This is a genomic window from Mesorhizobium sp. M0848 (genome assembly GCF_040319805.1).
GTDB lineage: Bacteria > Pseudomonadota > Alphaproteobacteria > Rhizobiales > Rhizobiaceae > Mesorhizobium.
Window position 1 is genome coordinate 75,389 of record NZ_JAMYOM010000018.1, and the last position, 26,744, is coordinate 102,132.

Annotated in this window: 25 protein-coding genes and 1 tRNA gene; 9 read left to right on the forward strand and 17 right to left on the reverse strand. The window is 60.8% G+C overall.

Annotated elements, in window-relative coordinates:
- The first annotated feature begins 108 nt into the window (after positions 1 to 108).
- Positions 109 to 369, forward strand: coding sequence for a hypothetical protein (locus NKH95_RS21000; protein WP_352721431.1), 261 nt, complete (start codon positions 109 to 111; stop codon positions 367 to 369).
- A gap of 52 nt (positions 370 to 421) precedes the next feature.
- Here the strand turns inward: NKH95_RS21000 and NKH95_RS21005 are convergent, their stop codons facing one another.
- Positions 422 to 2,131, reverse strand: coding sequence for an HAD family hydrolase (locus NKH95_RS21005; protein ID WP_023811962.1), 1,710 nt, complete (start codon positions 2,129 to 2,131; stop codon positions 422 to 424).
- 230 nt (positions 2,132 to 2,361) lie between these two features.
- On the opposite strand from NKH95_RS21005, the gene NKH95_RS21010 reads away from it, so the two are divergent.
- Positions 2,362 to 2,868: a YciE/YciF ferroxidase family protein gene (locus NKH95_RS21010; RefSeq protein WP_352892831.1), complete on the forward strand. Its 507-nt coding sequence runs from the start codon at positions 2,362 to 2,364 to the stop codon at positions 2,866 to 2,868.
- Between the two features lie 60 nt (positions 2,869 to 2,928).
- Here the strand turns inward: NKH95_RS21010 and NKH95_RS21015 are convergent, their stop codons facing one another.
- The 3 genes from NKH95_RS21015 to NKH95_RS21025 form a co-directional block, all read right to left on the reverse strand.
- The gene (locus NKH95_RS21015; RefSeq protein WP_023811960.1) at positions 2,929 to 3,078 is read right to left on the reverse strand and encodes a hypothetical protein; all 150 of its coding nucleotides are present in this window, start codon (positions 3,076 to 3,078) and stop codon (positions 2,929 to 2,931) included.
- Between the two features lie 40 nt (positions 3,079 to 3,118).
- Positions 3,119 to 4,090: an SDR family oxidoreductase gene (locus tag NKH95_RS21020; protein ID WP_023811959.1), complete on the reverse strand. Its 972-nt coding sequence runs from the start codon at positions 4,088 to 4,090 to the stop codon at positions 3,119 to 3,121.
- A gap of 307 nt (positions 4,091 to 4,397) precedes the next feature.
- A complete protein-coding gene (locus NKH95_RS21025) occupies positions 4,398 to 5,084 on the reverse strand; it encodes a TetR/AcrR family transcriptional regulator C-terminal domain-containing protein (protein WP_023811958.1) in 687 nt (228 codons plus the stop codon).
- A gap of 189 nt (positions 5,085 to 5,273) precedes the next feature.
- Between NKH95_RS21025 and NKH95_RS21030 the strand changes: the two genes are divergently transcribed.
- The gene (locus NKH95_RS21030) at positions 5,274 to 5,756 is read left to right on the forward strand and encodes a RidA family protein (protein WP_023811957.1); all 483 of its coding nucleotides are present in this window, start codon (positions 5,274 to 5,276) and stop codon (positions 5,754 to 5,756) included.
- 382 nt (positions 5,757 to 6,138) lie between these two features.
- Positions 6,139 to 6,792 (forward strand): GNAT family N-acetyltransferase, encoded by a 654-nt coding sequence (locus NKH95_RS21035; protein ID WP_245273240.1) that lies wholly within the window; start codon positions 6,139 to 6,141, stop codon positions 6,790 to 6,792.
- Between the two features lie 13 nt (positions 6,793 to 6,805).
- Here the strand turns inward: NKH95_RS21035 and NKH95_RS21040 are convergent, their stop codons facing one another.
- From NKH95_RS21040 to NKH95_RS21070, 7 genes are all read right to left on the reverse strand, one after another.
- Entirely contained in the window at positions 6,806 to 7,624 is an 819-nt protein-coding gene (locus tag NKH95_RS21040; protein WP_023811955.1) for an MBL fold metallo-hydrolase, read from the reverse strand.
- Positions 7,625 to 7,627: 3 nt separating this feature from the next.
- Entirely contained in the window at positions 7,628 to 8,422 is a 795-nt protein-coding gene (locus NKH95_RS21045; RefSeq protein WP_023811954.1) for a TatD family hydrolase, read from the reverse strand.
- On the reverse strand, positions 8,422 to 9,972 hold the full coding sequence (gene metG, locus NKH95_RS21050) for a methionine--tRNA ligase (protein WP_023811953.1): 1,551 nt from the start codon (positions 9,970 to 9,972) through the stop codon (positions 8,422 to 8,424). The genes NKH95_RS21045 and metG overlap by 1 nt, the downstream gene beginning before the upstream one ends.
- Positions 9,973 to 10,062: 90 nt before the next feature.
- Positions 10,063 to 11,118 carry a DNA polymerase III subunit delta' gene (locus tag NKH95_RS21055; protein WP_023811952.1) on the reverse strand — a complete coding sequence of 352 codons (1,056 nt, stop codon included), beginning with the start codon at positions 11,116 to 11,118 and terminating at the stop codon, positions 10,063 to 10,065.
- Positions 11,115 to 11,789, reverse strand: a complete 675-nt coding sequence (gene tmk, locus NKH95_RS21060; RefSeq protein ID WP_023811951.1) for a dTMP kinase — start codon at positions 11,787 to 11,789, stop codon at positions 11,115 to 11,117. Before tmk ends, NKH95_RS21055 begins: the two co-directional genes overlap by 4 nt.
- A gap of 137 nt (positions 11,790 to 11,926) precedes the next feature.
- Positions 11,927 to 13,090, reverse strand: a complete 1,164-nt coding sequence (locus tag NKH95_RS21065) for a D-alanyl-D-alanine carboxypeptidase family protein (RefSeq protein WP_164892962.1) — start codon at positions 13,088 to 13,090, stop codon at positions 11,927 to 11,929.
- Positions 13,091 to 13,193: 103 nt separating this feature from the next.
- Positions 13,194 to 14,426: a septal ring lytic transglycosylase RlpA family protein gene (locus NKH95_RS21070; protein ID WP_023811949.1), complete on the reverse strand. Its 1,233-nt coding sequence runs from the start codon at positions 14,424 to 14,426 to the stop codon at positions 13,194 to 13,196.
- 376 nt (positions 14,427 to 14,802) lie between these two features.
- Here NKH95_RS21070 and NKH95_RS21075 point away from each other — a divergent pair, with 376 nt between their 5' ends.
- The 5 genes from NKH95_RS21075 to NKH95_RS21095 all read left to right on the forward strand — a co-directional run bounded on the left by NKH95_RS21075 (position 14,803) and on the right by NKH95_RS21095 (position 18,502).
- Positions 14,803 to 15,138 carry a hypothetical protein gene (locus NKH95_RS21075; protein ID WP_128304492.1) on the forward strand — a complete coding sequence of 112 codons (336 nt, stop codon included), beginning with the start codon at positions 14,803 to 14,805 and terminating at the stop codon, positions 15,136 to 15,138.
- Between the two features lie 468 nt (positions 15,139 to 15,606).
- Positions 15,607 to 15,696, forward strand: a tRNA-Ser gene (locus NKH95_RS21080).
- Complete coding sequence (locus NKH95_RS21085; RefSeq protein ID WP_352611758.1) at positions 15,656 to 17,023, forward strand: integrase; 1,368 nt, start codon at positions 15,656 to 15,658, stop codon at positions 17,021 to 17,023. Before NKH95_RS21080 ends, NKH95_RS21085 begins: the two co-directional genes overlap by 41 nt.
- Before the next feature lie 615 nt (positions 17,024 to 17,638).
- A complete protein-coding gene (locus NKH95_RS21090; RefSeq protein WP_352461332.1) occupies positions 17,639 to 17,875 on the forward strand; it encodes a hypothetical protein in 237 nt (78 codons plus the stop codon).
- Positions 17,876 to 18,301: 426 nt separating this feature from the next.
- Positions 18,302 to 18,502 carry an HGGxSTG domain-containing protein gene (locus NKH95_RS21095; RefSeq protein WP_352461333.1) on the forward strand — a complete coding sequence of 67 codons (201 nt, stop codon included), beginning with the start codon at positions 18,302 to 18,304 and terminating at the stop codon, positions 18,500 to 18,502.
- 453 nt (positions 18,503 to 18,955) lie between these two features.
- Here the strand turns inward: NKH95_RS21095 and NKH95_RS21100 are convergent, their stop codons facing one another.
- The 6 genes from NKH95_RS21100 to NKH95_RS21125 form a co-directional block, all read right to left on the reverse strand.
- Complete coding sequence (locus NKH95_RS21100) at positions 18,956 to 20,932, reverse strand: D-apionate lactonase family protein (protein WP_352630691.1); 1,977 nt, start codon at positions 20,930 to 20,932, stop codon at positions 18,956 to 18,958.
- Positions 20,929 to 22,023 (reverse strand): ABC transporter ATP-binding protein, encoded by a 1,095-nt coding sequence (locus NKH95_RS21105; RefSeq protein ID WP_023811943.1) that lies wholly within the window; start codon positions 22,021 to 22,023, stop codon positions 20,929 to 20,931. Before NKH95_RS21105 ends, NKH95_RS21100 begins: the two co-directional genes overlap by 4 nt.
- Before the next feature lie 11 nt (positions 22,024 to 22,034).
- Positions 22,035 to 22,841 (reverse strand): carbohydrate ABC transporter permease, encoded by an 807-nt coding sequence (locus NKH95_RS21110; RefSeq protein ID WP_245273237.1) that lies wholly within the window; start codon positions 22,839 to 22,841, stop codon positions 22,035 to 22,037.
- 41 nt (positions 22,842 to 22,882) lie between these two features.
- Entirely contained in the window at positions 22,883 to 23,884 is a 1,002-nt protein-coding gene (locus tag NKH95_RS21115; protein WP_245273236.1) for a carbohydrate ABC transporter permease, read from the reverse strand.
- A 27-nt stretch (positions 23,885 to 23,911) separates the two neighbouring features.
- Entirely contained in the window at positions 23,912 to 25,567 is a 1,656-nt protein-coding gene (locus NKH95_RS21120) for an extracellular solute-binding protein (RefSeq protein WP_127296120.1), read from the reverse strand.
- 120 nt (positions 25,568 to 25,687) lie between these two features.
- A complete protein-coding gene (locus NKH95_RS21125; protein ID WP_352892840.1) occupies positions 25,688 to 26,740 on the reverse strand; it encodes an NAD(P)-dependent oxidoreductase in 1,053 nt (350 codons plus the stop codon).
- Between the last annotated feature and the right edge of the window lie 4 nt (positions 26,741 to 26,744).

Consider the following 26,744-nt stretch of genomic DNA (forward strand, 5'->3'; position numbering starts at 1 on the left):
GGGATTTGTCTACCTCTGCGGCAATACGGCAACCGCCGAAAATTACGATCCTGCCGGAAAGAGAGGAGGGGCTTCCCTGGCGATGCGGCGGCACAGTGGCGCGCAATTTTGGCGAACATCAAATCAGATCTGGAAGAACTCGGCAGCGCGCTCGACTATCTCATCCGGCTGACCTTCTTCATCAAGGGGCCATTTCCCGATGGCGGCGTTCTAAGTTCACCCAATTTTCGTCTCGACGTACGGGACGAGTTCTTTGCCGAGCATTGCGCGAAGCACTGCAGCTATAACAACCCGCCGCCCTCCGAGGTGATCGGGATTGCAGCGCTTGCGCAAGCCGACATCGATTGTCGCGGTGGCGGCGTTGCCTGACTGAAAAAGTTTTCGCGTGCAGCGATAGCTTAGTTGCCTTGGCTCTCGAGTGTCACTCCGGGGCTGTGGCCGGAGCCGTGTAACGTCGGCGCACAGCGTCAAGCACCCGCTTGCGGCTCTCCTGCGCCGACAGGGTCTTGTCCTCTTCCGCCTCGGCGGTTTCGCGCGCCAGGTCCTTGTCCCTGATCTGATGTCGAAACCATTTGGAATAGTCGCCGGTGCGCAAGTGAAACTCCCAAGTCTTGTCGTCTATGCCCTCGGCGATCTGAGCGAAGATCATCAGATTGTGAGCCCTGAGGTTCATCGCATTGTCAGGGCCATGGAAATAGAAGCTGCCGGCTTCGTCGAGCTGGCCTTCGGCATATTTCCGGCTGTGCCGCTTGAGTGACTGACGTGGTTCCACCACCTTGACCGTCTTGACTTTCTTGCCCGCCTGCGGCCGCCAGAACAGCACGCGCGCGCCCTTGGGGCTGGGGATGTCCTTTGGCGGCTCAATGCCAGTCTCCTTGCAGAAGACCTTCACCACGTCCTTCGCCTTGGGGCCAAGCGCAATGATGGCTGTCACAAGGCGCAAGGCGTCTGTCGAGATCGCCTCGGGGTGAACGGTGATCAAGATTGTGCCCGGCAATTCCAATGAAAGGACCGCCCGCGTATCGTCGCGCCGCTTGGGCAGAAGATGGTGCGCTTCATCGATGACGAGCCAGTGCGGTCTCGCGGTGCGCCGGCGGAAACTGCTCAGGCCAGGCAGCAGGTCGGCAAAGAAATCCGGCCTCTCGTCGACGCGCAGGGCCAATCCGTTGACGACAATGTTGCTGTCGGCCTTGGCGATCAGATCCAGCACCTGCGCCTTTGTCGGCGCGCTTGAGCCGTCTCCCAGGCGAACGGCGCCTTCGAGGCCGTCATAGTCGCCTTCGGGATCAAAGACGCAGAACTGAAAACCACTTTCGACGAAGCGTTCCGTCAGCGCGGTGGCCAAGGTGGATTTACCAATGCCGGAACTCCCGGCAATGAGGATCGTGTCGCTCGGCGACAGGTAGACATCATCGCCGCCAGACGACCCAAGAACGATGCCGTCATGGCGCTTCGGCACTATCGCGTGATCACGCTTTATCAGCTTTGCGATCAATTGCTCCACGCCCTTGCCGCGGGCGCCACGCATGACCAGGTTGGCTGTATCCTTGACCGCCGGAATTGCATTGTCGACGGCGGCGCTGCAGCCACAGGCTTGCAGGAACGCGTGGTCGTTCTCGGCGTCGCCGACGCCGACGACGTTGTGCGGCGAAAGTCGAAGGTCCTGAAGGGCCGCAGCGAGCCCGGTGGCTTTGTTGATGCCGCTCGGCAGGATCATCACCGCGCCCTTGTTGAAGATGATTTCCAGTTCGAGACCCATCTTCTTGATGATATCGAGCACGGTCGCCTGATGGGGTTCCCAGGTCGCGACGATCGATCGCCCGACCGAAAGCGGCTTGACGCCCTGCCGCTTCAATCTGGCGACGAATTTGGGCTCGGGCGATGGGGCGATCACCCGCTCTTCCTCGCTGGCCGGCGTGTAGATCATCGCGCCATTCTCAGCGACGACCTTGTCGAAGAGGCTAAGCTCGGGAAAGACGCGCTTGAGATCGGGCAGTTCACGCCCGGTGACGAGAACCAGCTTGCGGCCGCTTTTCTTGAACCGCTCAAGCGCGGCGAGCGTCTTCTTGGCGACGATCCCATCATGAGCCAGCGTGCCGTCATAGTCTGCCGCCAATGCAATGAAATACATTCCGCCGACCCTTCTCGTTCCGGTTGCCCTGTGGCTAGAACGTGTGATCGAGACAAAGGCTCCCCACCGACCGAATCGTAGGTGGAGGAGGGGCGGTTCGCCCTCGGAAATCAGGAACTCCTTCGGTGCCGGTACGTTGACCAGACAAGCCGGGAACCGTCCCGGTCTTTGCTGGCGGCGTGCAAACCCCGTCGCCGAAATCCACACCAAGCGCAATGAAAGGTAAGGCCATGGGCTTCTTTTCGAAGGACATCAAGACACTCGACGATCTCTTCGTGCACACGCTGCGCGACATCTATTACGCCGAAAAGCAGATCGAGAAGGCGCTGCCGAAGATGATCGACAAGGCAACCGACCCGCAATTGAAAGCCGGATTTGAAAAACACCTCGACCAGACGAGAGGCCATATCGAGCGCGTCGAACAGGTGTTTGAGTTGCATGGCGTCAAGGCCAAGGAGGTCAACTGTCCGGCAATCGACGGTATTCTCGAGGAGGCCGACGATGTGAGCGGTGACGTCGATGACAAGGAGGTTCTCGACGCGGCGCTGATTGCTTCGGCGCAGGCCGTCGAACACTATGAGATGACCAGCTACGGGACGCTCATCGCCTGGGCCAAGCAACTCGGCCGCACCGACTGCGCCAATGTGCTGGCCAAGAACCTGAGGGAAGAACAGGCGACAGATCGCAAGCTCACCGAAATGGCGGAAAGCAAGATCAACCTGCAGGCAGCCGAATAGGGCTGCAATCCGGCCGGCTGGTAACTCGGCCGGCCGGATTGCTGGCAGGTTTCCACTCCGTCAGCGAGACGGGTCGACGCCCAAGGCCGTTGATTGCTTGCGCAGCGCCTCATCGTCATCCTGCGGCGCATGCCGAGCAGATCCTGCGATTTCCGTGTAGATGCGGTACGCTACACAAGTGAGCGCCACCATGAAAAGCAGACGGCCCATCCATCCTACTCCTTGCTCATGGATTTCATTCCGGCCATCCTCAGTACCCTCCGACGACCGGCAAGATTTCGCCGGTGATGTAGCTCGAGCAATGCGGCGAAGCGAGGAACACATAGGCCGGCGCGAGTTCTTCCGGTTGCGCGGGTCGTTTCATTGGCGTGTCCGCGCCGAATTTCGAGACGTCGTCGGCTTCCTTGTCCGACGGATTGAGCGGCGTCCACACCGGACCCGGTGCGACCGCATTCACCCTTATGCCCTTGCCGATGAGATTGCCCGACAGGGCCCGCGTGAAGGCATGGATGCCGCCCTTGGTCATCGAATAGTCGACCAGTTGTTTTGAACCGTCGATACCGGTTACCGAACCGGTGTTGATGATCGCCGAACCTGGCTTCATGTGCGGCACCGCTTCCTGCGCCATATGAAAATAGCCGTAAAGATTGGTCTTCAGCGTCGTGTCGAAATGTTCTTCGGTCAGCTCGCCGAAATCGCTGGAATGGATCTGGAACGCAGCGTTGTTGACCAGCACGTCGATGCGACCGAATTTTTCAACGGTCTCCATGACCGCCTTGTGGCAGTGGCTGCGTTCGCTGACATCGGCCTTGACCAGGATGCAGCGTCGTCCCTCCTTTTCCACCGCTGATTTGGTCTCTTCAGCATCCTTGTCCTCGGCCAGATAGACGATCGCGACGTCGGCGCCCTCGCGGGCGAACAACACCGCCACCGAGCGGCCGATGCCGGAATCGCCGCCCGTGATGAGTGCTACCTTTTGGTCGAGTTTTTTCGATCCGAGATAGTACGGCGCATCGTACAGCGGCTCCGGCTCTAGCGCCCATTCGTGCCCCGGTTTGGGCTGATGTTGCTCGGGGAAGGGGGGCTCGGGATATTCACGGGCGCCAGCCTGCATGGCGCCTTGCTGCTTCCCACCGCCTTTCGATTTGTCCTTGGCATCGACGCCACGTTGGATATGGCGCTGCTTGGCCGCTTCACCGGCTATTTCCGACTTCATCTGCATGATCGTCTCCTTGGCTTGGAGAGGAAACAACGCATGTCAGGCAAAAAGGTTTGCGCAAAAGATCGACTTGCCGAGAGGATTCCGGCCAGCGTTTGGCAACGCGTAACGACGACATCGCCAGCTGCACCAATTCAGCTGCAATGCAGCCGCGCCAGCCACCGCCGCGATGGGATCGAGCACCGGGGCTTGCCCGCTGCCTGCGCCGCCTTGGCGGCGAGCCAAACGTAATGATGTGGATTGGGAAGCTATTGCGTCAAACTGGCAAAGCAGCGCCATCCGGTCTACTCCGGGCGTAGCCGCCGGAATTCTATCTTGGCGACAGCCCATCGAGCAGGAAGTCGAGGCCTTTTCGGAAGGCGCCATCCCAATCGTTGTCCAACAGCAGACGAGAGCGTTCGATTGTCGGGTAGTGTTCGCTGAGGTGTGTAAGACGCTGCTGTGCGGCTGCCCTGTCTTCTTCCGAGAGGTCGAAGCTTGCCCGGGTGAGGGTGGCGCCCATCACATAATTCCAGAGCGACCATATCGCGGCGTTCAGATTCGCGTCGGCAACACCGGCTCTGGACAAGGTCTTGCTCAACATTTCCAGGCGGCTGAGAATGTTCGGGCCGAGCGCCCGGCGCGGCAACAGCGATGCCGACCAAGGATGGCGCAACATTCTGGCGCGCCAGTCTTCGAGCATATGAACGACGTCTCCACGCCAGTCCGGAGACTCACCTGTTTCAGGCGATCCGCGATGTTCGAGCACCGAATCGAGTGCTAGATCAAAGACATCCTCCTTGTTGTCAACGTGCCAATACAGGCTCATCACACCCGAGCCGAGGCGATCGGCCAGCCGACGCATTGTCAATCCGTCTATGCCCTGGGCGTCCAGCAGTTCCACGGCGATCGCCACGATACGCTCTCGAGACAGCGGCGGCTCGCTGCTCGCCTCCTGGATGGGTTGAAGCTTTGTCCGTTGCGATCGTTTGCTGGCACTGCGGGGTTTGGCTGCCATCTGTCTTCCTTGCTGGCCGAACGTCGATTTTGGCAGGCACCGTCAGGAATGTCGACGCTGATCGCTTGACTAGTACGATGTACCATACGATGACTCGTACATCGCACGATTCATCGTATGAGCGATCTGGTTTAAAGTTCATGCCGGCGGCGAGTGCGTTATTCGCAGTCAGCAGAGCCAGGAGAAATCATGTCACGCGCAATCAAGCATCTGCTTATCGGAGGGCTAATCATCATGACCATTGCAGTTCCCACTGCGTCGCCGGCGAACGAGTTCAAGCTGACCATCATCAATCCACAGACGCTCTACGACCCGTCGCCGAATGGCTACAGCACCGCCGTGATCGCACCGCGCGGAGCTCGGATTGCCTACATTTCCGGGCAGGGCGGCCAAGACAGCACAGGAGCCTTGTCACCCGATTTCGCCGTCCAGGTTAAGCAGGCCTACGCAAATTTGCATGCGGCGCTCGGGGGCATCGGCGCCAAGCCGGATCAGGTGGCGAAGCTCACGGTCTTCGTGGTCGACCACGACATGTCCAAGCTCGATGTGTTAACCAGGAACGTCAAGGACATGTTCGGCGAGGCGTTGCCGGCGCAGACACTGGTTCCCGTTCCCAAGCTTGCAATCGACCCCATGCTTTTCGAGGTGGAAGCCACCGTTATTCTGGAATAGGGAGCCTGATCGCCCCAACTGACATGGGGTCGAGCACGCCGCCGACAGCCGCGCGTTGGAACCACCAATTCATTTTGGCTCCCACGAAGCAAAGCCGTCACGACGCATACACTCTATTGCTATTGCCGCCGCATCCAAAAGTCGCATAAGATAGATTATGGAACTAACGCATCGGTCAAGAACTGGAAATTGCCGCTGATTCTCATAGGCTTGAGCCGATTGTGCCGTATTGCCTTGAGCGGATGGCCAACGCTAGGCTGTCGAAATGAAGATGGCAAACAGCGAGATCGAAGCGGCGATCGAAGTGTTCGTGCATGGCTTCAGCGCCGACAGAAGCCGCACCTTTCCTTACGAGGCCAGCCGCGTTGGACGCTTGTGGCTGATGCGCGATGCCGAGCGCAAGAATCTTCGTGACTACCGCGGCGAAGAATGGGTCGTCCATGACGTCGCCGCTCAAGAAGCCGATGCCGTCGTGCGGCAGCATGCACGGCCGGGCTTTGCCATTTCCGTTGTGATCGCGAACGAGGATCCGGACGGGCCGACACGAACCGCCTACAAAGCTCTCGGCTACCGGCTGCTTCGGACCGAAGGTTTTTTCGTCCACCGGTTGCGCCGGATTCCGAGCCCGCCAGCGGTTGCGGGCGCTTCGGTCGAACGCGTGCAGACAGCCGAACGGGCGGCGGCGCAGTTGGGAAAGATCATCCGCAGACAGCCGATCCCGGATCATTTGCTCGGCGACAGCGCGCCGTTGCGCCAGTATGTGGCAGTCGATGGCGCCGATATCGTTGGGCGCGTGCGCAGCTTGGATGCCGTGGAAGCCACGTGGTGTTCGAGCATGTATGTCGAGCCTTCGCACCGGCGTCGCGGCATTGGCCAGGCTTTGATGTCGAAAATGTTGCACGACGATCGGGCGCGTGGGTCGAGGTGCTCGGTGCTGGCTGCAACCCACGCCGGGGCTCTGCTTTATCCCCGGATGGGCTACGAACGGATCGGAACGCTGCTGATATTCGCACCAATGAACCGAAAGCCTGTATGAAAGTCTATTCGCATCACGCTGATTCGTAAGGGATTTCAATCGCCATCCCATCATAGGCCGGCTCGACGTTGGCGGGTGTCTCGGCCATCACCGTGGCGTAGTCGAGCGGCACGTGCATATGTGTCAACACCGCATGTATCGGCGCCAGCCGCTCGATCCATTCAAGCGCTTCGCCAAGGGACAGGTGACTGGGATGCGTCCGGTACTGCAGCGCGTCGATGATCAGCACGTCGAGGTCGCGCAGCCGTTCGGCGGTGGGTTCCGGAAAGTCGCTGATGTCGGGACAATAGGCGAGACCGCCAATGCGGAAACCGAGCGATACGATGTCGCCGTGGATCTGCGGCAGCGGCTCAAGGGTGAGGGTACCCCCCTCTCCTTCGATGACCACCGGCCTGGTGTGGTCGATGAGATGCGGCCTGACGATCGGCGGATAGGAACTGCCTTGCGGCGTCTCGAAACAGTATCCGAACGCTTCCCGCAACCGAAGCATCGTCGCCCTGTCGGCATGGACGTCGATCAGTTGGCGCTGATCGAGAACGAAACCGCGCAGATCGTCGATGCCATGGATGTGGTCGGCATGCGGGTGGGTATAGACGACCGCATCGACACGTTTAACGCCGGCCAGCAGCATCTGCTGCCGAAAATCCGGCCCCGTGTCGATGACGACAGTCGTGCGGCTGCCGTTCGCCGCGATCCGCTCGACGAGTGCGGCGGCACGCGTGCGCCGGTTCTTGGGGTTGTCGGGGTCGCAATTGCCCCAGTCGCCGGTGATGCGCGGCGTACCTGGGGACGAGCCGCAGCCGAGAATGGTGAGGCGCAGCCGGTCGGTCATCGTTCAGGCACTTTGCTCTACAGGCCGCGGCATCTTGCCGAACAGCCGGAAGAAATTATCCGTCGTCAGATCAGCGATTTCAGCTTCGCTGACGCCGATGGTTTCGGCCAGCACCTTGGCCGTGTGCGCGACATAGGCGGGCTCGTTGCGTTTGCCGCGAAACGGCACGGGCGCCAGATAGGGCGCGTCGGTTTCGACCAGCAGCCGGTCATGCGGCACATCGGCGGCAATGGCGCGCAACTCAGCTGAATTCTTGAAGGTGAGGATACCCGAGAACGACACGTAGCCGCCGAGAGCGACGCCAATTTCGGCGAGCCGATGTCCGGAAGAAAAGCAATGCAGGATGAAGGGGAAGGCGCCCTTCCCCGTTTCGGCCTTGAGGATCGCTGCCATGTCGTCGTCGGCGTCGCGCGAATGGATGACCAGCGGTAGGCCGGTCTCGCGCGCGGCTGATAGGTGGGTGCGAAAGCCTTGCGCCTGCGCATCGCGGGGCGCTTTGTCGTAGAAGTAGTCCAGCCCGGCCTCGCCGATGGCCACCACTTTCGGGTGCGCGGATAGCCGCACAAGCTCCTCGACCGTGATATCCAGCTCTTCGGCCGCATTGTGCGGATGAGTGCCGACAGAGCAATAGACTTCGTCGAAAGTTTCAGCGATCTCAAGTACTTGCGGAAACCGCCTCACGCGTGTCGAGATCGTCACCATACGGTCGATTCCGGCGGCTAACGCGCGGGCGACGATGGCCGCCCGCTCCTCGGCGAAGTCGGGAAAGTCGAGATGGCAGTGACTGTCGACGAGCATCAGACGTTCGCGTCCGGCTGTTCGACATAACGTGGAAACACCCCTTCCGGTACGGGCAACGCAGTGCCGGGCACCAGCGCATGGTCAGCATGGACATGCGCGAAAGCGCGGCTCTCCGCCGGCACCGCCAACAGGTCGAGCAGTTTCGCGGCCGATCCCGGAGTGAAGGGCTGACACAGCACCGCCACGCGGCGCACGACTTCGGCGGTCGTCCACAGCACCGTTTCCATGCGCGCAGGGTTGGTCTTTTTCAACGCCCATGGTGCCTCGCCGGCAAAGTAGCGATCGGCTTCCGCCACCACGCCGAAGATCGCCGCCAGCGCCAGATGGATGCCCTGCTCGGCCATCGCCTTGCGCGCGATGTCGAGAGCGGCGACGGCCTGATCCAGGATTGCTCTGTCTGCATCCGTCAGGTCGCCGCGCTGCGGCACCACGCCGCCGCAGTTCTTGGCGATCATCGACAGCGAGCGTTGCGCAAGGTTGCCGAGGCCGTTGGCAAGATCGGCATTGGTGCGGTTGACGATCGCGTCATGGCTGTAGCTGCCGTCGTTGCCGAAGGGCACCTCGCGCAGGAAGAAGTAGCGCACCTGGTCGAGGCCGTAGTGCTCGACCATCGCGAATGGATCCACGACGTTGCCAACCGATTTCGACATCTTCTCGCCGCGGTTGAACAGGAAGCCATGCGCGAAAACGCGGCTCGGCAACTCAATGCCCGCCGACATCAGAAATGCCGGCCAATAGACCGCATGGAAGCGGACAATGTCCTTGCCGATGATGTGCGTGGCCGGCCAATAGCGCCATTGCTCGGCCTTTGTGTCGGGATAGCCGGCGGCGGTGATGTAGTTGGTCAACGCGTCGACCCAGACATACATCACATGTTTGTCGTCGCCGGGCACCGGCACGCCCCATTTGAAGGTGGTGCGCGAGATCGACAGATCCTTCAGCCCGGACTTGACGAAGCTGAGCACCTCGTTGCGGCGCTCGGTGGGACCGATAAAGTCTGGCTGGCTCTCATAAAGGGCCAGCAATTTTTCCTGATAGGCGGAAAGCCGAAAGAAATAGCTTTCTTCCTCGTTCCATTCGACGGGCGAGCCGAGCGGTTCGCGACGCACGCCATCCTCGCCGAGCGTCGTCTCGCTCTCGTCGAAATAGGCTTCCTGGCGCACCGAATACCAACCGCTATAACGGTCGAGATAGATGTCGCCATTGGCGGCCATCGCCTTCCAGATCGCCTGACAGGATTCGTAGTGGCGCGGTTCCGTCGTGCGGATGTAGTCGTCGTTCGAGCCACCCATCGCCTCGGTCATCGCGCGGAAAATCGCCGAATTGCGGTCGGCCAGCGCCAGCGGCGTTATGCCTTCCTTCTCGGCCGTTTGCTGCATCTTCAGGCCGTGTTCGTCGGTACCGGTCAGGAAGAAGACGTCCTTGCCGTCCAGGCGCTGGAAGCGTGCCAGGGCGTCGGTTGCAATGACCGTATAGGCGTGGCCGATATGCGGCTTGCCGTTCGGATAAAAGATCGGGGTGGTGATGTAGAACTTGTCGCGTGACATGAAGGAACCGTCATGAATGTCTGAATGGAAAGGCGTGGCGGTGGATATCGTATCGAGGCAGCATTTGCCATCCCGATCCAGGAAACCCAGTCACATTCGCATTGCAGAATTCAGGCGGTCGATCATGATCAGGGCGTGCTGCTTCTTGTCGAGATTGTAGGTATCGGTCTCAGATATAGCGTCCAGCGCCTCATGCCAAGTGTCGGACAACGTTTTGGCCCGTGCGAGATCGCCCGCCAGTGCTGCCTGACTTGCCGCGTCCGACAACAGGTCCAGCGCCCGGCGGTTGAAGATATCGAACTGGATCGCCTGATCGCGGCCAGCCACGGCTTCGGCGAGGCGAAACGCGCCGCCGACATCGCTCTTTCTGCCGGTGACCAGAGCGTCGAGCGTGGAGGCGATCTCCAGCCCGCCATACTGCGTCAACAGGATCGCGTTCCGGGCGCTGCCCCCTGCCCGCCCGACCAGTGCCGCGCGAGCCGCCGGATCGTCAGGCGGCGCGGGCTCGGTCGTTTCCAGCACCGTCATCAGGTCGTTGGCGTCGAGCGGGTTCAATCGCACCACCTGACAGCGCGACCGGATCGTCGGCAGCAGGCTGCCCGGCGCGTGGACAATCAGGATGAACAGAGTCCGTGCCGGCGGCTCTTCAAGATTTTTCAGCAACGCATTGGCCGCATTGGTGTTCATGTCATCGGCGGGGTCGACGATGACGACCCGATAGCTGCCGTCGTGCGAGGTCAGCGACAGGAAGCGGCTGACCTTGCGTATCTCATCGACGGTGACGACTGTCTTGAAACTCTTGGTCTTGTCGTTCAGCGGCCGGGTCAGATGCAGCACGGAAGGATGCGCCCCGGTGGCGATCTGGCGAAACAGCGACGAAGCCGGATCGGCAGTGGCAAGGCTTTCCGGCGCCTGCGCAAAATCCGGGTGCTTCAGCAGATGATGCGCAAGGTGGAAGGCGAGCGTCGCCTTGCCGATGCCGACTGGCCCGGAGAAGATCAGCGCATGCGGCAGCTTGCCCGCACGATAAGCGGCGGTGAGCACGCCTGCAGCTTGGCTATGCCCGACCAGAACGGGCGTTTCGGAGGGCTCCGGCACGCCGTCGAGCGTGTCGTGCTGCTCGGGTGCGATGCGTTCGAAGATCATGCCGGCGTTGCCTGCCTGTCGCGTGCCGGCGTTCTCGCCGCCAGTGCCGCGAACACCGCCGCGGTGACGACGTTCTCGACCGCGTCGGGCTCGGCGGCTGCGTCGACGACGATGCAGCGCTCCGGCTCGGCCTTGGCGATCGCCAGAAACGCCTCGCGGCGGGCCTGATGGATCGCCAGCGTCTCCTTTTCGAAGCGGTCGGCGACTGCCTCGGTGCCGCGCCGCAGCGTTGCGCGCCTCAGGCCTTCCGCCGGATCGATGTCGAAGATCAGCGTCATGTCCGGCATCATGCCGTTGATGGCGACCTGCTCCAGCGCATCCATGAACGCCGAATCGATGCCGCCGGTGACGCCCTGGTAGACGCGCGAGGAATCGAGGAAGCGGTCGCAAAGCACGATGGAACCACGCTCGACCGCCGGCCGGATGAGCTGCTCGACATGATCGGATCGCGCGGCGGCGAAAAGCAGCGCTTCCATCTTCGGTCCGAACGGTTCGGCCGCGCCCGAAAGCAGCACATGCCTGACGGCTTCGGCGCCCGGCGAGCCGCCGGGTTCGCGGGTAAGCAGCACATCGTATTTCTTGGCGCGCATCTTCCTGGCCAGCCGCTCGATCTGCGTCGACTTGCCTGCCCCCTCGCCGCCTTCGAAGGTGATGAAAAAACCGCGTGCCAACCGAGAGGCCTTCTTGTCCATGGCTGAATGGGATTGTAGCGCTCTAGATAGTCCGCGTTCGGCCAAACGTCCATGCCGTCAATTTTTGCCCTTGTGCAGTCGCCCCCAAAACCATGGCTGGTTTTGAGTGATATGCGTTATCGCAGCCAGCCGACCGCCAGTTCCTTGACGGCATCGAGTGCGCGCTGCGGCAGCGTGCCGACGCCGATCGATTCGGCGGCGAAAAGCGGTGTCTCCTGGCTGAGCGTATCGCCGATCCAGACGCGCAGCGCACCCACCGGCTGCCCCTCCTCCACCGGTGCAGCAACCGGGCCGTTGTAGACGATCCTGGCCGTCAGCTTGTCGCGGTTGGTGATCGGCAGGAAAATGTCGATCGGACCCTTGGCCTTCAGCGTCACCCCGGATTTCGCTCCGCCGAAAACCTGGGCTTCTCCAACCACCTCGTCCTTGGCGAAAATTTCAGTCTTCTCGAACGAGCGGACACCCCAGTCGAGCAGCTTTCGCGCTTCCTCGGCGCGCTCCTTGTCCGAGGCCAGCCCGCTCATCGCCGCGATCACGCGGGTACCATTGTGGCTGAGCGAACCGACGATGCCGAAACCGGCTGCCTCGCTCGCACCGACCGCCAGGCCGTCGGCGCCGATGTCCATCGCCAGCAGCGGATTGCGGTTCCTCTGTGAGATCTTGTTCCAGGTGAAATCCTTCTGGCTGTAATAGCGATAGAGATCCGGATAATCGCGCCACAGGTGCAGGGCGAGCTGCGCCAGCTCGCGCATGGTCGTCTGTTGGCCATCCGCCGGCAGGCCGGTCGAATTGACGAAAGTCGACGTCTTGAGGCCGATCTGGCGGGCCCGTTCGGTCATCTGCGCGGCAAAATTGTCCTCGGATCCCGACATGCCTTCGGCGATGACGATGCAGCCGTCATTGGCCGCCTGCACGGTCACGCCCTGAATCAGGTCTTCGAGCCGGATCGACGACTTGAGCTTGGCGAACATTGTCGATGTTCCCGAAGGCGCGCCACCCTTGCGCCAGGCGTTTTCGCTGACAACGAACGTATCGTCGAGCTTCAGGCGACCGGACTTGATGGCGTTGAAAACCACTTCCATGGTCATCAGCTTGGCCATCGAGGCCGGCGGTATCGGCTTGTCGGCATCCTTGGAAAACAGCACCGTCCCGGTCTCGGCGTCGATCATGAAGGCCTGTGCGGCCTTGGTCTCGAACAGCTGCGCACCGGCCGGAGCCTGGAAAAACAGCAGCAGGCCAAAAACCAGAAGCCCGGCGAGCGGGAGCAAGCGCAATTGCATGATGTTCGACCCGTTGGCCGGCACCGCCGGCAAGCCCGCAAAAAGTATCGGGCTTTTTGCACGGCGGATCAACCGCGTAGCGGAAATCCAGCCTGGCTTGTGCTCAGTTGCGCACAGCCAGCGCATCGGGAGCGCCATGCGACCAGGCAGCCTGCAGCAAATCATCCAGGTTGTGATGGCCATCGGGATAGAGATTGACCGAATACCAATCCTCGCCGTCGAGTTCCGAACGCTGGATCTCGATCTTGCCGAAGGCGGCAAGCTGAGCGGCAATACGCTTGGCTTCTCCGGCATCCTCGAACGAACCGGCAGCAACGTAGTCGGTGGACGGACCGGCCGGTGGCGGCTGCCGCTTCCACGATTGGAGCACGTCGGCCGGCGACATGCCGTCGCTACCCATTGCGGCGAAGGCATTTGAGGCGCGTTCGACCCGCTCGTCGGCATAGGACAGCGAGGCCACGGCAAACGGTGATTGCGGCGGCAGATTGATCTGCGGGCGCTCCGGCACGATCGGGCCGAAATCCGGAAGCGCCAGATCGCCATAGGCCGAGGACTGCGTCGACATGACCGGCTGGACAGCGCCGGAATCGGTCAACTGGCCCGGAAACGGCACGGCGGCGGCGCCCGCAGGCAGGCTTGGCGACGGCCCGTTCATGGCGACCATGACGCCGGTCGGCAGTCCATCCGACGGGTCTGGCGCCCTGTTGCCGGGATGGTAGGAAGCCATCAGATACTGGTCGTCATCGCCGTCGAGCGGCGCGCGGCCGACATATTCGACCTTCACCTGAGCGGTGCCGGTGTTGGCATAGTCAAGCATCTGGGCAGCGCGCTCCGAGACATCGATGATGCGGCCTTCGTGATATGGGCCGCGATCGTTGACGCGAACGATGACCGAACTGCCGGTCTTGAGATTGGTGACGCGGGCATAGCTCGGCAGCGGCATGGTCGGGTGCGCCGCCGTTAGATGGGTCATGTCGTAGACTTCGCCATTGGCGGTAAGCCGGCCATGGAAGGCGTCGCCATACCAGGAGGCCAGGCCGACCTTGGCGTAGCGCTTGTCTTCCCGGGGGTAATACCACTTGCCGCGGACCTGATAGGGTTTGCCGAGCTGATCCCTGCCGCCGCCACGTTGGATGCGCCCATTCTGGGAGATCACACGCGGGCTTGCCTTCACGCCATATTCGGATTCGGCGAAATATTCTTTGGAGCGGGTCTTCTTGTAGACCATCGCTTTCGGCTCGGGCTGCGACGCACAAGCCGCCAGCAAGGCGGCCGACATGGCGAACAACGCGACTGCAGCAGCGCGACGAAGACGCGGTTGCGTCACAGCCTGCATTTTCCTGATGTCCCCTTCAGTCTTGACCTAGACGTTGTGTCCAACCGTCGAAGAAGCCGAAACACTCACCCGACCAATACAACGACGCCTTTGAACCCCGATCCTTTGTGCGCAGGAATTGCTTATCACGGTATTAACCGATTGTGGCTGCAACCGGGCAAGATTGTGGCGTCTCCACCGTGAAAGCCTTCTGAAAAGTAACGGTTTTCGTGCTTCCACGCGAGAGATGTGATGCCCTCTGCCACAAAGAGCCTGGCTTCGCTCCTGCCGCCCATGCCTGCCGTTGACCAAGCTTTGACGGGCAGCGGACCGACCGTCGGAACAAAGAAATGCGCCGCTAGTTTCTTCCGCAGGGCACTCGAACAGAAGGACGAGCATGATGAAAATGGCTTCATTGACAATCGCGATCGCAATGTCACTTTCTGCCGGGTCTGCGATCGCCGCATGCCCGGACAAGTCGGCTTCCAACGCAGGGACGGATTCCGAACAGACGGCCGGTATTTCGAAAGATGGAACTCATGCGCCTTTAGAGACCCCAAAAGCGTCGGACAGCACGGGCAAGCCAGCCGCCAAGGATGGCGCCACGATGCCGTTGGCGGGCGCCGAAGGCGGCGGCGACAAGAATCTTGCAACCTCGCAGCAGGACATTGAGGCGCAGCAGCATGGTGATAAGGCCGCGGCGGCAAAGGCGGACGAAAGCTGCAAAGACTGAGGAACACGCAGGCCGGAGCCGATTTGCAGCTTCGGCCTTCCTCACGAGCAGCTGTTCCCTTGGCGAACTGAATTTTTTGGGGAAATGCCGCAGCTCTCCCAAGAGGTTGACCTATAGGGATTAACCCGCCCCGCCCGGTTGCAAGGATGGTTCTGGCGATAGCTGGACTGCGCCCTTGCCTGGGGCGCTGCATGGAAGCACTGCAGCGCCTCACAATCTCGGGCAACGCCCGCGGCGGGCTTCTTCTTCATGCACCATTGGACCGCGATGGTCCCGGTGCTCGATCCCGACAAGCTCAGAGTCTGCCCAGGACAGCAGGAAGCGACGCAGCGGTGGTTGACGCAGCCCTCAATGCCGCTTTACAGGAATGAGGCGTGAACCAGCCGGGAGCGCCTTCGGTGCCAATCCGGTGCCAACAGGCCAAACGGGTTGGCCCCCGCGCTACCCAAGTGGTTGAAAAATCACGATGGAGGAATGGCCGAGCGGTTTAAGGCACCGGTCTTGAAAACCGGCGTGGGTGCAAGCTCACCGTGGGTTCGAATCCCACTTCCTCCGCCAACTGGCGCCCCTGCAAGATCCGCCAAAGGCGCATAAGCGCGACGGCACCTGGTACCTCGTTCGCCGTGTTCCGAAGGAATTCGCCGAGCTCGATCGCCGCGTCCTGGTCCGCATCAGCACCGACATTCCGATCGTAAACGATCCCCGTGGCATTCGTGCCAAGGAAGTAGTGCAGCGCCTCCACGTCGAGCTCGATGCGTATTGGGGAGGGCTTCGCGACGGTCAATCTGGCGAAGCTCGCTTGCGTTTCGAGGCGGCCCAGCAGCGGGCGAAAGCCCTGAGGCTGGTCTATCAGACGAATGCCGAGCTCGCTGAAGGCGCGCGCGATGATATTGTCGACCGCATTAGACTGCTCCTCGACAGGAACGTCATTGAGGACGAGCGGGAGGTGGCGGCCGCCCTGGGTGGTGAGGAGCGGCCGGCGATCCGCCTCACGGGGCTGGTTGCAGAATTCGAGAAGATCGAGGCCCAAAGCCTCAATGCCATGTCCCCGAACCAGCTCCGAAAGTGGCGCAATCCGAAAAAGCGCGCCGTTGGCAACCTTATCGAGGTTGTGGGCGACATGAACATAGCCGCCCTCACCCGGAGCCACGCCATACAATTTCGCGAGTGGTGGCAGAAACGCATACGCGTGGAAAGTCTCGACATCGGCACCGCAAACAAGGACATTGGCCACGTGTCGAAGATGCTGACCACTGTCGACATGGCACATCAGCTGAATTTGCCGCCGGTGTTCAAGAAATTGCGGCTATCGGGACAGGTCGCGGTCCAACGAGCGGCTTTCGAAGCGGCTTTCGTCCAAGACAAGATCCTTGCCGACCGCGCGCTGGCGGAACTCAACGAGGAGGCCCGTCACCTTGTGCTGCTGATAGCGGACACCGGCATGCGTTTGTCGGAGGCGGCGAACCTTCTGCCGCACCGCATCTTGCTAGATCACGCGGTGCCACATGTGCAGGTGAGGCCCGATGGACGCGTGTTGAAGACAGACCACTCCCTGCGCGACATTCCGCTCGTGGGTTGCGCGCTCGCCGTAATGAAGCTCCACCCCAAAGGGTTTCCGCGCTATCTCGACAAGGCCGACTCGCTCTCTGCCTTGGTCAACAAGTTTCTTGACAATGCGAATCTCCTGCCGACTGATGACCACTCTCTCTACAGCCTGCGGCACACATACGAGGATCGGCTGACGGCCGTGGAGGCGCCCGAAAAGGTCGTGGCCATGCTGATGGGCCACAAATGGCATCGGCCAAAATACGGTTCTGGCCCGACGCTCGAGCAAAAGCAGTTCTGGCTGAAGAAGATCGCGTTCAAACCGCCGGCGCATCTTTGACCTCCCGCGCATCATTGCGGTGAGGACCGCCGCGTTATCATCGTGGCGCGCTTGAGCTCGACGGCGCGCTCCAGATGCTCGAACAACGGCACGTATGCGCTCTCAGGGGTACAGTCACGCTTGTATATGCGGTGCTCTCCGATTAATGGCCGTGAGCCGAGAACAAATCCGAGAGGCCGAAGGATGTATGGCGATGTCGTTAGGGAAGAACTCAATCTCCAGTCTTCGGCCCTCATCCGCTCCGAAGCTGAGTACATCCTCGACTTCCGTGATGCTGACGCCCTCTGAGCTCGACTTGCTTCGGCAACAGTCGAAAGAGACGGGCGACTTCGCGCGAAAAGCCTTGGAGGGTCTACGCCCCAAGGCAGCGAAATCGGCCTATGCGGCTGGGGTGCCGTCGACGGTGACACCGAGCAGACGCGCCTGAGTTTGGAGCGACCGGACGGACACCGCCGGCGGCTACTACACGCCTAGAGACGCAATCGTACCGCGCTGGACAGCGGCCGGCCCAATGCGGCCTACCACGAGGCGTTCCACCGCCTGCAGGCGCTGTTTCTCACCGATGCCGAGCCTCGGCTAAGATTTCTACGACGCTGGACGGGATCGAAGCGGCCCGTGCTTTTGCCAGCTCTGGAGAGCCACCATTTTTACGTTTACCTGCTTACGTCTCCGTACCAGACCAGTGGGGGCTGCTGTCAGCTCCCCGATGCTCATGCCATTGCAGAGAGCCGCCTAAATGAAAAACAGCTGTCATTGGCTCGAACTGTCCTTATCGAAGATCGTTTTGTCATCTACGATCCAAAGACTGAAGAATATTTCATTATCGACTGGTTCAAAGATAACCCGCCGTGAAAAACATCGGCTTGGCGTGATAATGCAAATCGACAAGATTGTAAGCAAGCGAGTTCGTGGAGCGGCGCTATCCGAGCTTGAGCGGCTTTGCCCAGTAAAGCTAAAAGATGAATCAGAGGTACTCCCATTCAAATCGGGTATTCATAATACCGCAATCGTCCGAAATGCTGGGTCTTTGAAACGCTCTCAGTGAGCCATCCTATCGAGACCCTGTCGCTGCCCTACCCTATCGATACCTTATCCATACCCCATCGATACCCTATCGATACCCTATCGACACAGAGACAGAGATAGAGACCATACAAGACGGAAATCCAACGAAACAAAAAATCTTACCTAAACCATTTTGAAAAATGTTTGCCGCGAGCGGCGAAGCTACCCTGTTCCGCGTTGGAGCGAAGGATCGAACATGGAGGACAGAACCAGTTGGCCCAAGACTACACCGAGACATGCGAAGCTAAAACTAGGAGGGGGACGGAATGCAGAAACGCAGCTGTGCCTGGAAAGCTCAGATGTCGGTTTCATGGTGGGCTGAGTACAGGCCCCACATCCCAAGGAGGAAAGGATAGGATAGCCGAAGCGCAGCGGTATCGTTGGGAGAGGTGGAGAGCTGCGGCTGATTCCTAGCAAATTGGCTTGGCAATCGTCGGCGCTCAACGAATGACTTGACTCCTCAACGGACATATTCGGACGGGTTTGAATGGGTCAACAATCCGCTTGAATGAATCAAGATGCAAACGGTGCCACTCCATGGGGTGTTACGATTATGTTGACTTTTGTTGACCTGAAAATCGTTTCGGTGAACGGGTTTCCAGGCACATGCTGAAGCGCACGTAGTGGCCAGGGGGCATTGAGGCGCGTGAGGCTTGCCCGGCGCAGCCAGGGCAAACCAGGCTCACGGACGTTTTGCACGGCAGACCAGGTCTCAATCATCTGCTGCTTTCGCGCGCTATGCCTTTGAATTGACCAACGATGGGGTTGGGGGTCAAAGCGAGATTGATCCCAAGCGCGGCCTTAGGGCCTCATAGAACTATCACCCTCATCTTTGTTGGGGTTTTGGCCAACTAAGCGAAGATCGGGCTAGGCCGAAGACGGCCGATCGAGGTCGACTCGCGCGACGGCGTAGGCGTCAAGCGAGATGAATTGGTCATCCAGCGGTCTTGCGGAAATTTCCATGAAGTTGGGATCGGTTGCCGCCTGCTCGAACTGCTCGGCGCCGAGAAGAGCAATACGGGCGCTGCTCGGCGCATCCGAAAGCCGCACAGATTGCGTCTTGGCGGTGAGGTTAGCGACCCACAGGGTCACGCCCCGATCGTTTTCAGCTGCGATCGTCACAACGCCGTCAGCGCCGAAAGTTCCTACGGACAGCAAGGTGGCTCCGCCGAGCTTTGAGAGACCAGCCAAGACATGGAAAGCGGGATAGACCGTTCGGGAATCCTGCTGGTCAAACCATGGCTGCACGAAGTCAGCCTTCCTATGGATTTGGCCAAATGGACCGGTGAAGTCACCGAAGACGACGGCCTCGATGCCCTCGCGAGCGCATGCGGCGAAATAGCCGACGATCCAGGCCGCATTGAACAGCCCGCGCTGACGAGGATCGATGCGCGATAGGCAGACGCGACCATTCGCTTCGTTCTGCGCCGTGGAGGCACCGTAAGGGTTCTCGCGGCAGCCGAGCTGACTGGGACCCACACGCAGCGGCAACCCGCCCATGAAGGAACGGGCAGAGCGGATCAGGTGGGGAATGGCCTCAAGCGTCTCCATCACTGACACATCGTCGGCAGCGTGCACGCTTGGACAGGTGGTAAAGGTCGCGTAGTCGAGCGCCTCGCTTGGCGGGCGCTTGCGATTGAGCTCGGTGAAGTACGCGGCCATGCCGCCGCCGACCGGTACACCCGGGAAAGCCCGGCGCGCTGCCGAGTAGCTTTCCTGGAAGCTCGGCATGGCCGGCCATGCTGCTCCCGGCTGTACCGATTTCATGTCCTGCGCCGGAAAGACGCAGATAGCTTCTAGATTGAGGCCGAGGCGACGGACAGCATCCGCGACCGGCTTTAACTCGCCGAAGGGATCCAGCGTTCCCCTGGTTATGATCTCCAGCACGACGCTTGCACCAATCAACCGGGTCAGCGCTGCGTACCGTTCAAGTTCATCGTGGCCGTGCCCGAGACGGAGATCGACCTGGCAGGCTATCCACTGCGGAGCCAATTGCCGAATTAGATCGGAGTTTCCAAGGGCGTGCCTGGCCTCGTCGGCGGCGACGCCGACGCCAATGCGAGGCACTCGGCCGGCCGGTCCGCCAATCGTCACTTTGATCGGCGGGTCAGGATTTTCAGACATCGGCGCAAGAAGCGTCCCCGACATATGCAGCCGGACGGCCTGGGTGAATTTCTGGCCCTTGGGCAGTCTGTAGGGCCACGGGCGACGCAAGGGACGAACATAGGTTTTATAGGATGCGTCAGACCAATTGCGTTGATCCTCCATCTCAAAGGCATCACCATCCATGGTGCAGGTGGCCCAGATCCCAGGCGCGATCTCATGTGACAACGCGCGCACGTCGGTGAACGGACATTCCGGATCAATAAAGTCCGGAAAATGCGAAAGCCTTTCGAGACCATCTTGATGCAGGACCCGCACCGGCTTGCCGGCCAAATCTGCTATGGGATGCAGCACGACGAAGCCGGTCCGGTTGGTCAAAAGGTCGGTCTCAGGCTCTGCTTCTGTCACAAACGACAGCGCACCATCGCTACTGCCCGAGACGCGTGCCCGGTAAACCAGGCGGCCGGATGTTGCGGCACATGTTGCACGGTATTCAATGGCGAACGCATCCGGCCTCTCGTCGATCCGCAGATCATCGAGAACGGGGGTACATGTTCCCCAGTTTTCGTCCCGTACAAGAAACGAGATTCCGCGCAAGATCTCGATCGTCCCGATGCGGATGTAGCGCAACGCCCCATTGTCGAACGCGACCGACAAGGATCCGGCGCGCAGTGTGCGCAGCGGTGCCTCGTGCTGTTCGGTGCCACATAAGCGGACTGCCAGGGAAGCTGTCGAGGTCAAATTGCCCGCTCCGTCGTGGCGTCGAAGATCGAGGCCCGGTTCATGTTGATGTCGATCGCAAGCTTCTCGCCCGGACGGCTGACGTCGTGCGCCTGCAGCTCAGCCATCACCGGCGCGCCAGCCAGTCGGAATGTCGCGTAGCTGCGCGAGCCGGTCGGCTGCAGCAGGTCGATCGTTGCCTCATAGCGAAACGTGCCCTGCTCCGGTGTGGCAGTGTGCGCCCGAGTGAGATGTTCTGGCCTCAACCCGAGCAGCACCTGCTGTCCGTCTGCGACGCCCTTCAGCCCCCTGCCCGGCGCTAAGGGCAGCAGCGCGTCCGCGAGCCGGATGGCGGCGGCGCTTCCGTCCAAGGCAAGGTTGCCTGGCAGGAAGCTCATCCGCGGCGAACCCAGAAACCCAGCGACGAAGGTTGAGGCCGGGTGCTCGAACAACTCGAGTGGCGCGCCCTGCTGCTCTATCAACCCGTCGCGCATCAGCACGATGCGGTCAGCCAACGTCATCGCTTCGATCTGGTCATGGGTGACGTAGATCATCGTTGTGGCAATGTCCTGGTGAAGGCGTTTGATTTCGCCGCGCATTTCGTCGCGAAGCTGTGCGTCGAGATTGGACAGTGGCTCGTCGAACAAAAAGATGAGGGGGTTGCGGACTATGGCGCGGCCGATGGCGACGCGCTGACGCTGGCCACCGGACAGCTGACGCGGAAAACGCCCCAGCAAGGGAGTGATGCCAAGCATGCGTGCCGCCTCGGCCACGCGCACCTCGACCTCTGGCTTCGGCATCTTGCGAGCCTTGAGGCCGAAGCCAATGTTCTTGGCCACGCTCATATGCGGATAGAGCGCATAATCTTGAAACACCATTGCCACGTCGCGATCGCGCGGCCGGAAATCATTGACCACTTCGCCGCCAATCTCGATCGTGCCTTGTGAGCTCTCCTCCAGTCCTGCGATGGTCCTCAGCAGAGTGCTCTTGCCGCATCCGGAGGGTCCAACCAGGACAGTGAACTCGCCGTCGGGGATGTGGAGGTCAATGCCGCGCACCGCATGGAAGGCGCCGTAGCGCTTGTGCAAGCCGGTGATTCTGACTTCGGCCATGCCTTCCCTTCCTATCCGCGAACGGCGCCGAGCGTCAGCCCGCGCACGAGATGTCGTTGAGCAAGCACTCCAAGGGCGATCGATGGCACAAGGGAGACAATGGCAAGGGCTGCGGCTTCACCATATTGTGCGCCCTGGAAGCCGATGAAGGCTCGGAAGACCGTTGGCAGCGTAAAGGCAGTTCGGCTGGTCAAAATCAGAGCGAAGAAGAACTCCGTCCAGCAGGCAATGAAGGCGAAGACAGCCGCCGCGACGATGCCTGGTGCTGCGAGCGGCACGGCAACGCGCCAGAACGCCTCCCATCTCGTGCAGCCATCGACGAGGGCCGCCTCCTCCATCGACTTCGGCATGCCGCGGAAATAGGCAAACATCATCCAAACCGACACCGGTAGCGTGAAGACCGTGTAAGCTAGGATCAGCCCGATATGGGTGTCGTACAGCCCGACGCCACGATAGATAAGGAATACCGGCAGGACGATGCCTATCGGTGGCAGGAAGCGCTGCGACAGGACCCAGAAGGACAGATGCCGGCCGCCCGTGTTGTAGCGCGCCAGACTATAAGCCATCAGCGTGCCGATCAGTGCCGAAAGCACCGTCGCCGAAAGCGAAATAATCAGGCTGTTGATAAGCCCGTCGAGACCGCGATAGGTGAACAGCGCAGCTTCGTAGTGGACAAGCGTCGGTGCGGCAGGGAACCAGACAGGCGGTACGGTGAGGTAGTCGTCGCTGGGCTTGATGGAGGTGTTGAACATCCAGTAGAGCGGCCACAGCACAAACACCAGGAAGAACCCCAGCAGCAGAATTCGGCCGATCGGCAACGACCGGCGTTTCCTGCGGCGGGCGGGCGCGACGGCGGCCATTAGACCGGTTCTACCTTCAAGAGCCGACGCACCAGCAACGTCACGATGAGCGCCGTAAAGATCAGGAACAGCCAACTTCCTGCTGTTGCTTGCGATAGATGAAACTGCGTGAAGCCGACGGTATAGAGATAATAGGAGGCCGTGTAAGTTTGTGTTCCCGGGCCACCGCCTGTCATGATGAAAATGGTATCGAACATACGGATTGCGTCGAGCAGACGGAAGGTCAGGGCCAGCAGCATCATCGGCCCGAGATGCGGGAGCGTGATCGCCCAAAAAGCCTGCCAGGCGTTGACGCCGTCAAGTTCTGCCGCCTCATAGAGATTGGGTGGGATTGCGGTCAGCCCAGCGAGCAGGATGACGAACATGAACGGCGTCCACTGCCAGACATCGGCGATGATCAGCGAGATATAGAGCCACGGGCGCTCCGTCATCCATCCTATCGTAACCTCCTGCCCCAATAGTTGCGTCAGGATATAGTTGGTCGGTCCGAAAGGCCGCTGTAAAAGCAGCGTCCAGGCCTGGCCGACGATGACCGGGCTGATGAACAGCGGCACGATCAGGATCGACATGATCACACCGCGGCCCGGAAAGCTGCGCACCATTGTCAGCGCCACCAGGAGACCGAGCACGAATTCGATAGCGACGCTGATGCCCGACAGCCATGCTGTCAGCAACAGCGACCAACGTGCTACTGGATCGAACACGACCCGCTCAAAGTTCTTCAATCCGACAAAGGCGTGGCCCGGCACCTGGAAGTCGTAGTTGATGAAAGATACCACCAGCGAGAACAGAAGCGGATAGATCGAGAGCGCCAATATCAGCAGCACCGCGGGCGCCACCAGCAGCCACTTGAAGTGACGGTCTGCCCATTGGGCAAAGGCAGACAGCCGGGGCGGTGCGCCGGCGGCCTTCAAGCGACGGATCGTGGCGGTGGGCTGCATAGGCGTATCCAAAAATCGCCGCTTAGCGGGGAGGTGTTGCGAGCCAAGCGCCCGCAACACCAATTGCTCCAGACAGCATGCCTCCCCTCAGAGGGTGACCGCCATGCCAAGTTTTTCCACCGTGTTGTCGGCAGTGGCGCCAGGCAGTTTCAAGAACTCGGTGTAGAAGCCTTTCTGCGAATCCACACCCAGTCGGTCGGTCGTCTCGTTCCACTCGGCGGCGGCCGTTTCAAGCGACGCCTTCGCATCCGCCCCAGCCCACACCGCGGTGCACATGCGGTCGATGCTCAAGAAGTAGTCCTGCGCGCCTGGCATGATCGGATCGAGCAGACCGACATTTGCCGAGTTGTTGAGGTTGGCAAGGTACTCCTTGGCACTGGGGAAGAGCGCGCCGTAGAGCTCGGACTTGAAGTGCGAGATGCGGTATGGGTCGCGTAGCGCATAGGGCAGCATGCAACGTGCCAGCGAGACGGGTGGCGAGCATACCCATTGCATGAACAGATATGCCGCCTCTGGGTTGGGCGAATCCGCGGACAGTGCCTTGTTGTAGCCGGTCGCATGTTCCGGATTTCCCGGAACGACGGCATAGCCGACCTTGCCAGCGATCTGCGACTGCGGAATGAAGTTGATTGCCGTGGCGGACTGCGAATAGTTCGCCGCCATACGGCCGCTAGGAGGCCAGGAATAGATCATCGCGACTTTGCCGGTCAGGAAAGCCGCCCACAAGGAAACGGCGTCGAGCTCGTTGTTGCCGGGGATCGAGGCCTTGTTTGCGGCGAGCATGTTTGTCAGCGTCTTGACGCCGGCATCCGACACCAAGCCGGCCTTCATGTCGTCTCCGAACAGTTTTCCGCCGTTGGCGCGGTACTGCTGCAGAAAGTCGAACTGATTGCCAGGGCTGCCCGCCTTGCGGAAATGTCCCGCGCCATAAACCTTTGGCGCCATCTGGTCGGTAATGAACTGGGCGATCTGGGCATATTCTTCCCAGGTCTTCGGCGGTCCAAGCTTGGCGTTGAACTTCGCCTGGTAAGCCTCCACCATTTTCGGATCCTCGAAGATGTCCTTGCGGTAGTAGAGAGCGAACATGTCGCCGTCGTCGAAGAACCCCCAGATCTTTCCCTTGTAGGTCGGCAGCGCCTTGTACAGGGGATGATAGTCCTCGAGGTCTGCCGGGTTCATGTATTTGGCGATGTAGTCGTCTAGAGGGGCAATGACGCCGCCATCGGCAAGCGACGGTGTCCAGGCCGGCGAGATGTCGAGAACGTCATAGGCACCCGAGCCGGCGATGTGCTCGGCGACTGCCTTGGAGTACTGGTCAGGGTTCGACAGTTCGACGACATTCGACTTCATCCCGGTAAGCTGCTCCCACATCGGCCCACTGAAATTGCGCGGATCGAGTGCCTGCAGGCCAGCCTCGTAGGTCATGTTGAGGGTGACGCCCGAATGCGCCTTGGCCGCCTCCGCCGCGCGAAAGGCGGAACCGTCCGCCGGCCCTTCCTTCGATGCTTTTAGGGCTGCGGCCTGCGCCTGGCCGAGCGGCGACGTGGCGTCCGCCAATTCCAATGTTTGCTGCGCCATCGCCCAATCCGTCATCATCCCCAGCATCGGGCCGGACACGGCCAACATGCCGGTCATCTGACCGAAGCGGGTGATGAAAGTTCGGCGGGTGGTTTCGCCGCTCATGAAGGCGTCGACCTCTGCTTCGAGACCTGCCTGAAAGTCACGTTTTTCACGATCGTTCATAGTGCTTGGTCCTCCCATTTCCATTTGCTTCACTCGTCCGCCGGCGCTGCGGTCAAGCATTTCCTCCCGTAAGGTCGCCGCAAAGGGGCCGCGGCGGCGCGCCCAAAAATCAGTGTCCTCCTAGGTTCCGAAGCGGGCGGCGAGCCCCGACAGCCTGGTCTTCCACAGCTCGCTCGAAAGAACCTCGCGATTGACCACGCCGCGCGGCTCCCGACCGCGCTGCACCTCCATTACCGCTTTGACGTCGGCGGCACCGTTGCCGGCAAAGCACTGGTCGGTCCAGCAAAGTGCGTGCGGCGCCAGGATGACATTGTCGAGTTTGAGGATCGCATCGTCTGCGTCGGGAGGCTCTTGTTCCAGCACGTCGAGACCGGCGCCGGCGATGCGGCGCTCCTGCAGCGCTTGCGACAGCGCTTTCTGGTCGACGATCGGGCCGCGCGCGGTGTTGATCAGGTAAGCTGTCGGCTTCATCAGGGCGATCCGCTCAGCGTTGACGATGTGGTGGGTCTGAGGCGACAGGGGGCAACTGACCGACAGCACGTCGGCGCGGCGAAACAGATCCTCCAGCCCGACCAGCTCGACGCCCAGGTCGGCAGCGACCCTCTTGTCGGCAAACGGGTCATGGGCAATGAATTGCATGTCAAAGGGCTTCGCCAAGCGGAAGACCTCGGCACCGATGTTGCCGATGCCCAGTGACCCAAGCGAACGCCCGACGAGGCCGACCCCCATGTGATCGGAGCGCTTCTCGAAACCAACAGACCCTTTGCGGGTGAGCGCGTCCTTTGTCAGCAGTTTGCCGGTCAGTGCCAGCATGAAGGTGATGACGGATACGGCGACGGGGCGTCGCACGCCATCGGGCGTGATGACCAAGGCAATGCCGGCTGCGGTGCAGGCCTCAACGTCGACAGTGTCGTAGCCGACCCCGAAGCGGGCAACGACGGCCAGGCGTCCGCTCCTGGGGACACTCGTGGCATCGAAGCGATGGGCGAGGAGGATCAGCGCATCGAAATCCTCAAGTTGGTCGGCGCGAAGCGGACTGTTTGACTCCAGGAACACCATCTCGACGCCCGTCGCATTGCGCAGTGGCACCAGATCGAAATCTGGGTAGGTCGGCGAGCCGTCCGGCTTGCGGAAATCACCGGAAAGCGCCACCCTGAATTTTACGCTGTCCATCGTC

What these genes read in the sequence shown, in the direction of transcription:
- NKH95_RS21005 (WP_023811962.1), bottom strand. Translation starts at nt 2,131, where the DNA reads ATGTATTTCATTGCATTGGCGGCAGACTATGACGGCACGCTGGCTCAT.
- NKH95_RS21010 (WP_352892831.1), top strand. Translation starts at nt 2,362, where the DNA reads ATGGGCTTCTTTTCGAAGGACATCAAGACACTCGACGATCTCTTCGTG.
- NKH95_RS21015 (WP_023811960.1), bottom strand. Translation starts at nt 3,078, where the DNA reads ATGGGCCGTCTGCTTTTCATGGTGGCGCTCACTTGTGTAGCGTACCGC.
- NKH95_RS21020 (WP_023811959.1), bottom strand. Translation starts at nt 4,090, where the DNA reads ATGCAGATGAAGTCGGAAATAGCCGGTGAAGCGGCCAAGCAGCGCCAT.
- NKH95_RS21025 (WP_023811958.1), bottom strand. Translation starts at nt 5,084, where the DNA reads ATGGCAGCCAAACCCCGCAGTGCCAGCAAACGATCGCAACGGACAAAG.
- NKH95_RS21030 (WP_023811957.1), top strand. Translation starts at nt 5,274, where the DNA reads ATGTCACGCGCAATCAAGCATCTGCTTATCGGAGGGCTAATCATCATG.
- NKH95_RS21035 (WP_245273240.1), top strand. Translation starts at nt 6,139, where the DNA reads ATGCGCGATGCCGAGCGCAAGAATCTTCGTGACTACCGCGGCGAAGAA.
- NKH95_RS21040 (WP_023811955.1), bottom strand. Translation starts at nt 7,624, where the DNA reads ATGACCGACCGGCTGCGCCTCACCATTCTCGGCTGCGGCTCGTCCCCA.
- NKH95_RS21045 (WP_023811954.1), bottom strand. Translation starts at nt 8,422, where the DNA reads ATGCTCGTCGACAGTCACTGCCATCTCGACTTTCCCGACTTCGCCGAG.
- metG (WP_023811953.1), bottom strand. Translation starts at nt 9,972, where the DNA reads ATGTCACGCGACAAGTTCTACATCACCACCCCGATCTTTTATCCGAAC.
- NKH95_RS21055 (WP_023811952.1), bottom strand. Translation starts at nt 11,118, where the DNA reads ATGATCTTCGAACGCATCGCACCCGAGCAGCACGACACGCTCGACGGC.
- NKH95_RS21065 (WP_164892962.1), bottom strand. Translation starts at nt 13,090, where the DNA reads ATGCAATTGCGCTTGCTCCCGCTCGCCGGGCTTCTGGTTTTTGGCCTG.
- NKH95_RS21070 (WP_023811949.1), bottom strand. Translation starts at nt 14,426, where the DNA reads ATGCAGGCTGTGACGCAACCGCGTCTTCGTCGCGCTGCTGCAGTCGCG.
- NKH95_RS21075 (WP_128304492.1), top strand. Translation starts at nt 14,803, where the DNA reads ATGATGAAAATGGCTTCATTGACAATCGCGATCGCAATGTCACTTTCT.
- NKH95_RS21105 (WP_023811943.1), bottom strand. Translation starts at nt 22,023, where the DNA reads ATGGCCGAAGTCAGAATCACCGGCTTGCACAAGCGCTACGGCGCCTTC.
- NKH95_RS21120 (WP_127296120.1), bottom strand. Translation starts at nt 25,567, where the DNA reads ATGAACGATCGTGAAAAACGTGACTTTCAGGCAGGTCTCGAAGCAGAG.
- NKH95_RS21125 (WP_352892840.1), bottom strand. Translation starts at nt 26,740, where the DNA reads ATGGACAGCGTAAAATTCAGGGTGGCGCTTTCCGGTGATTTCCGCAAG.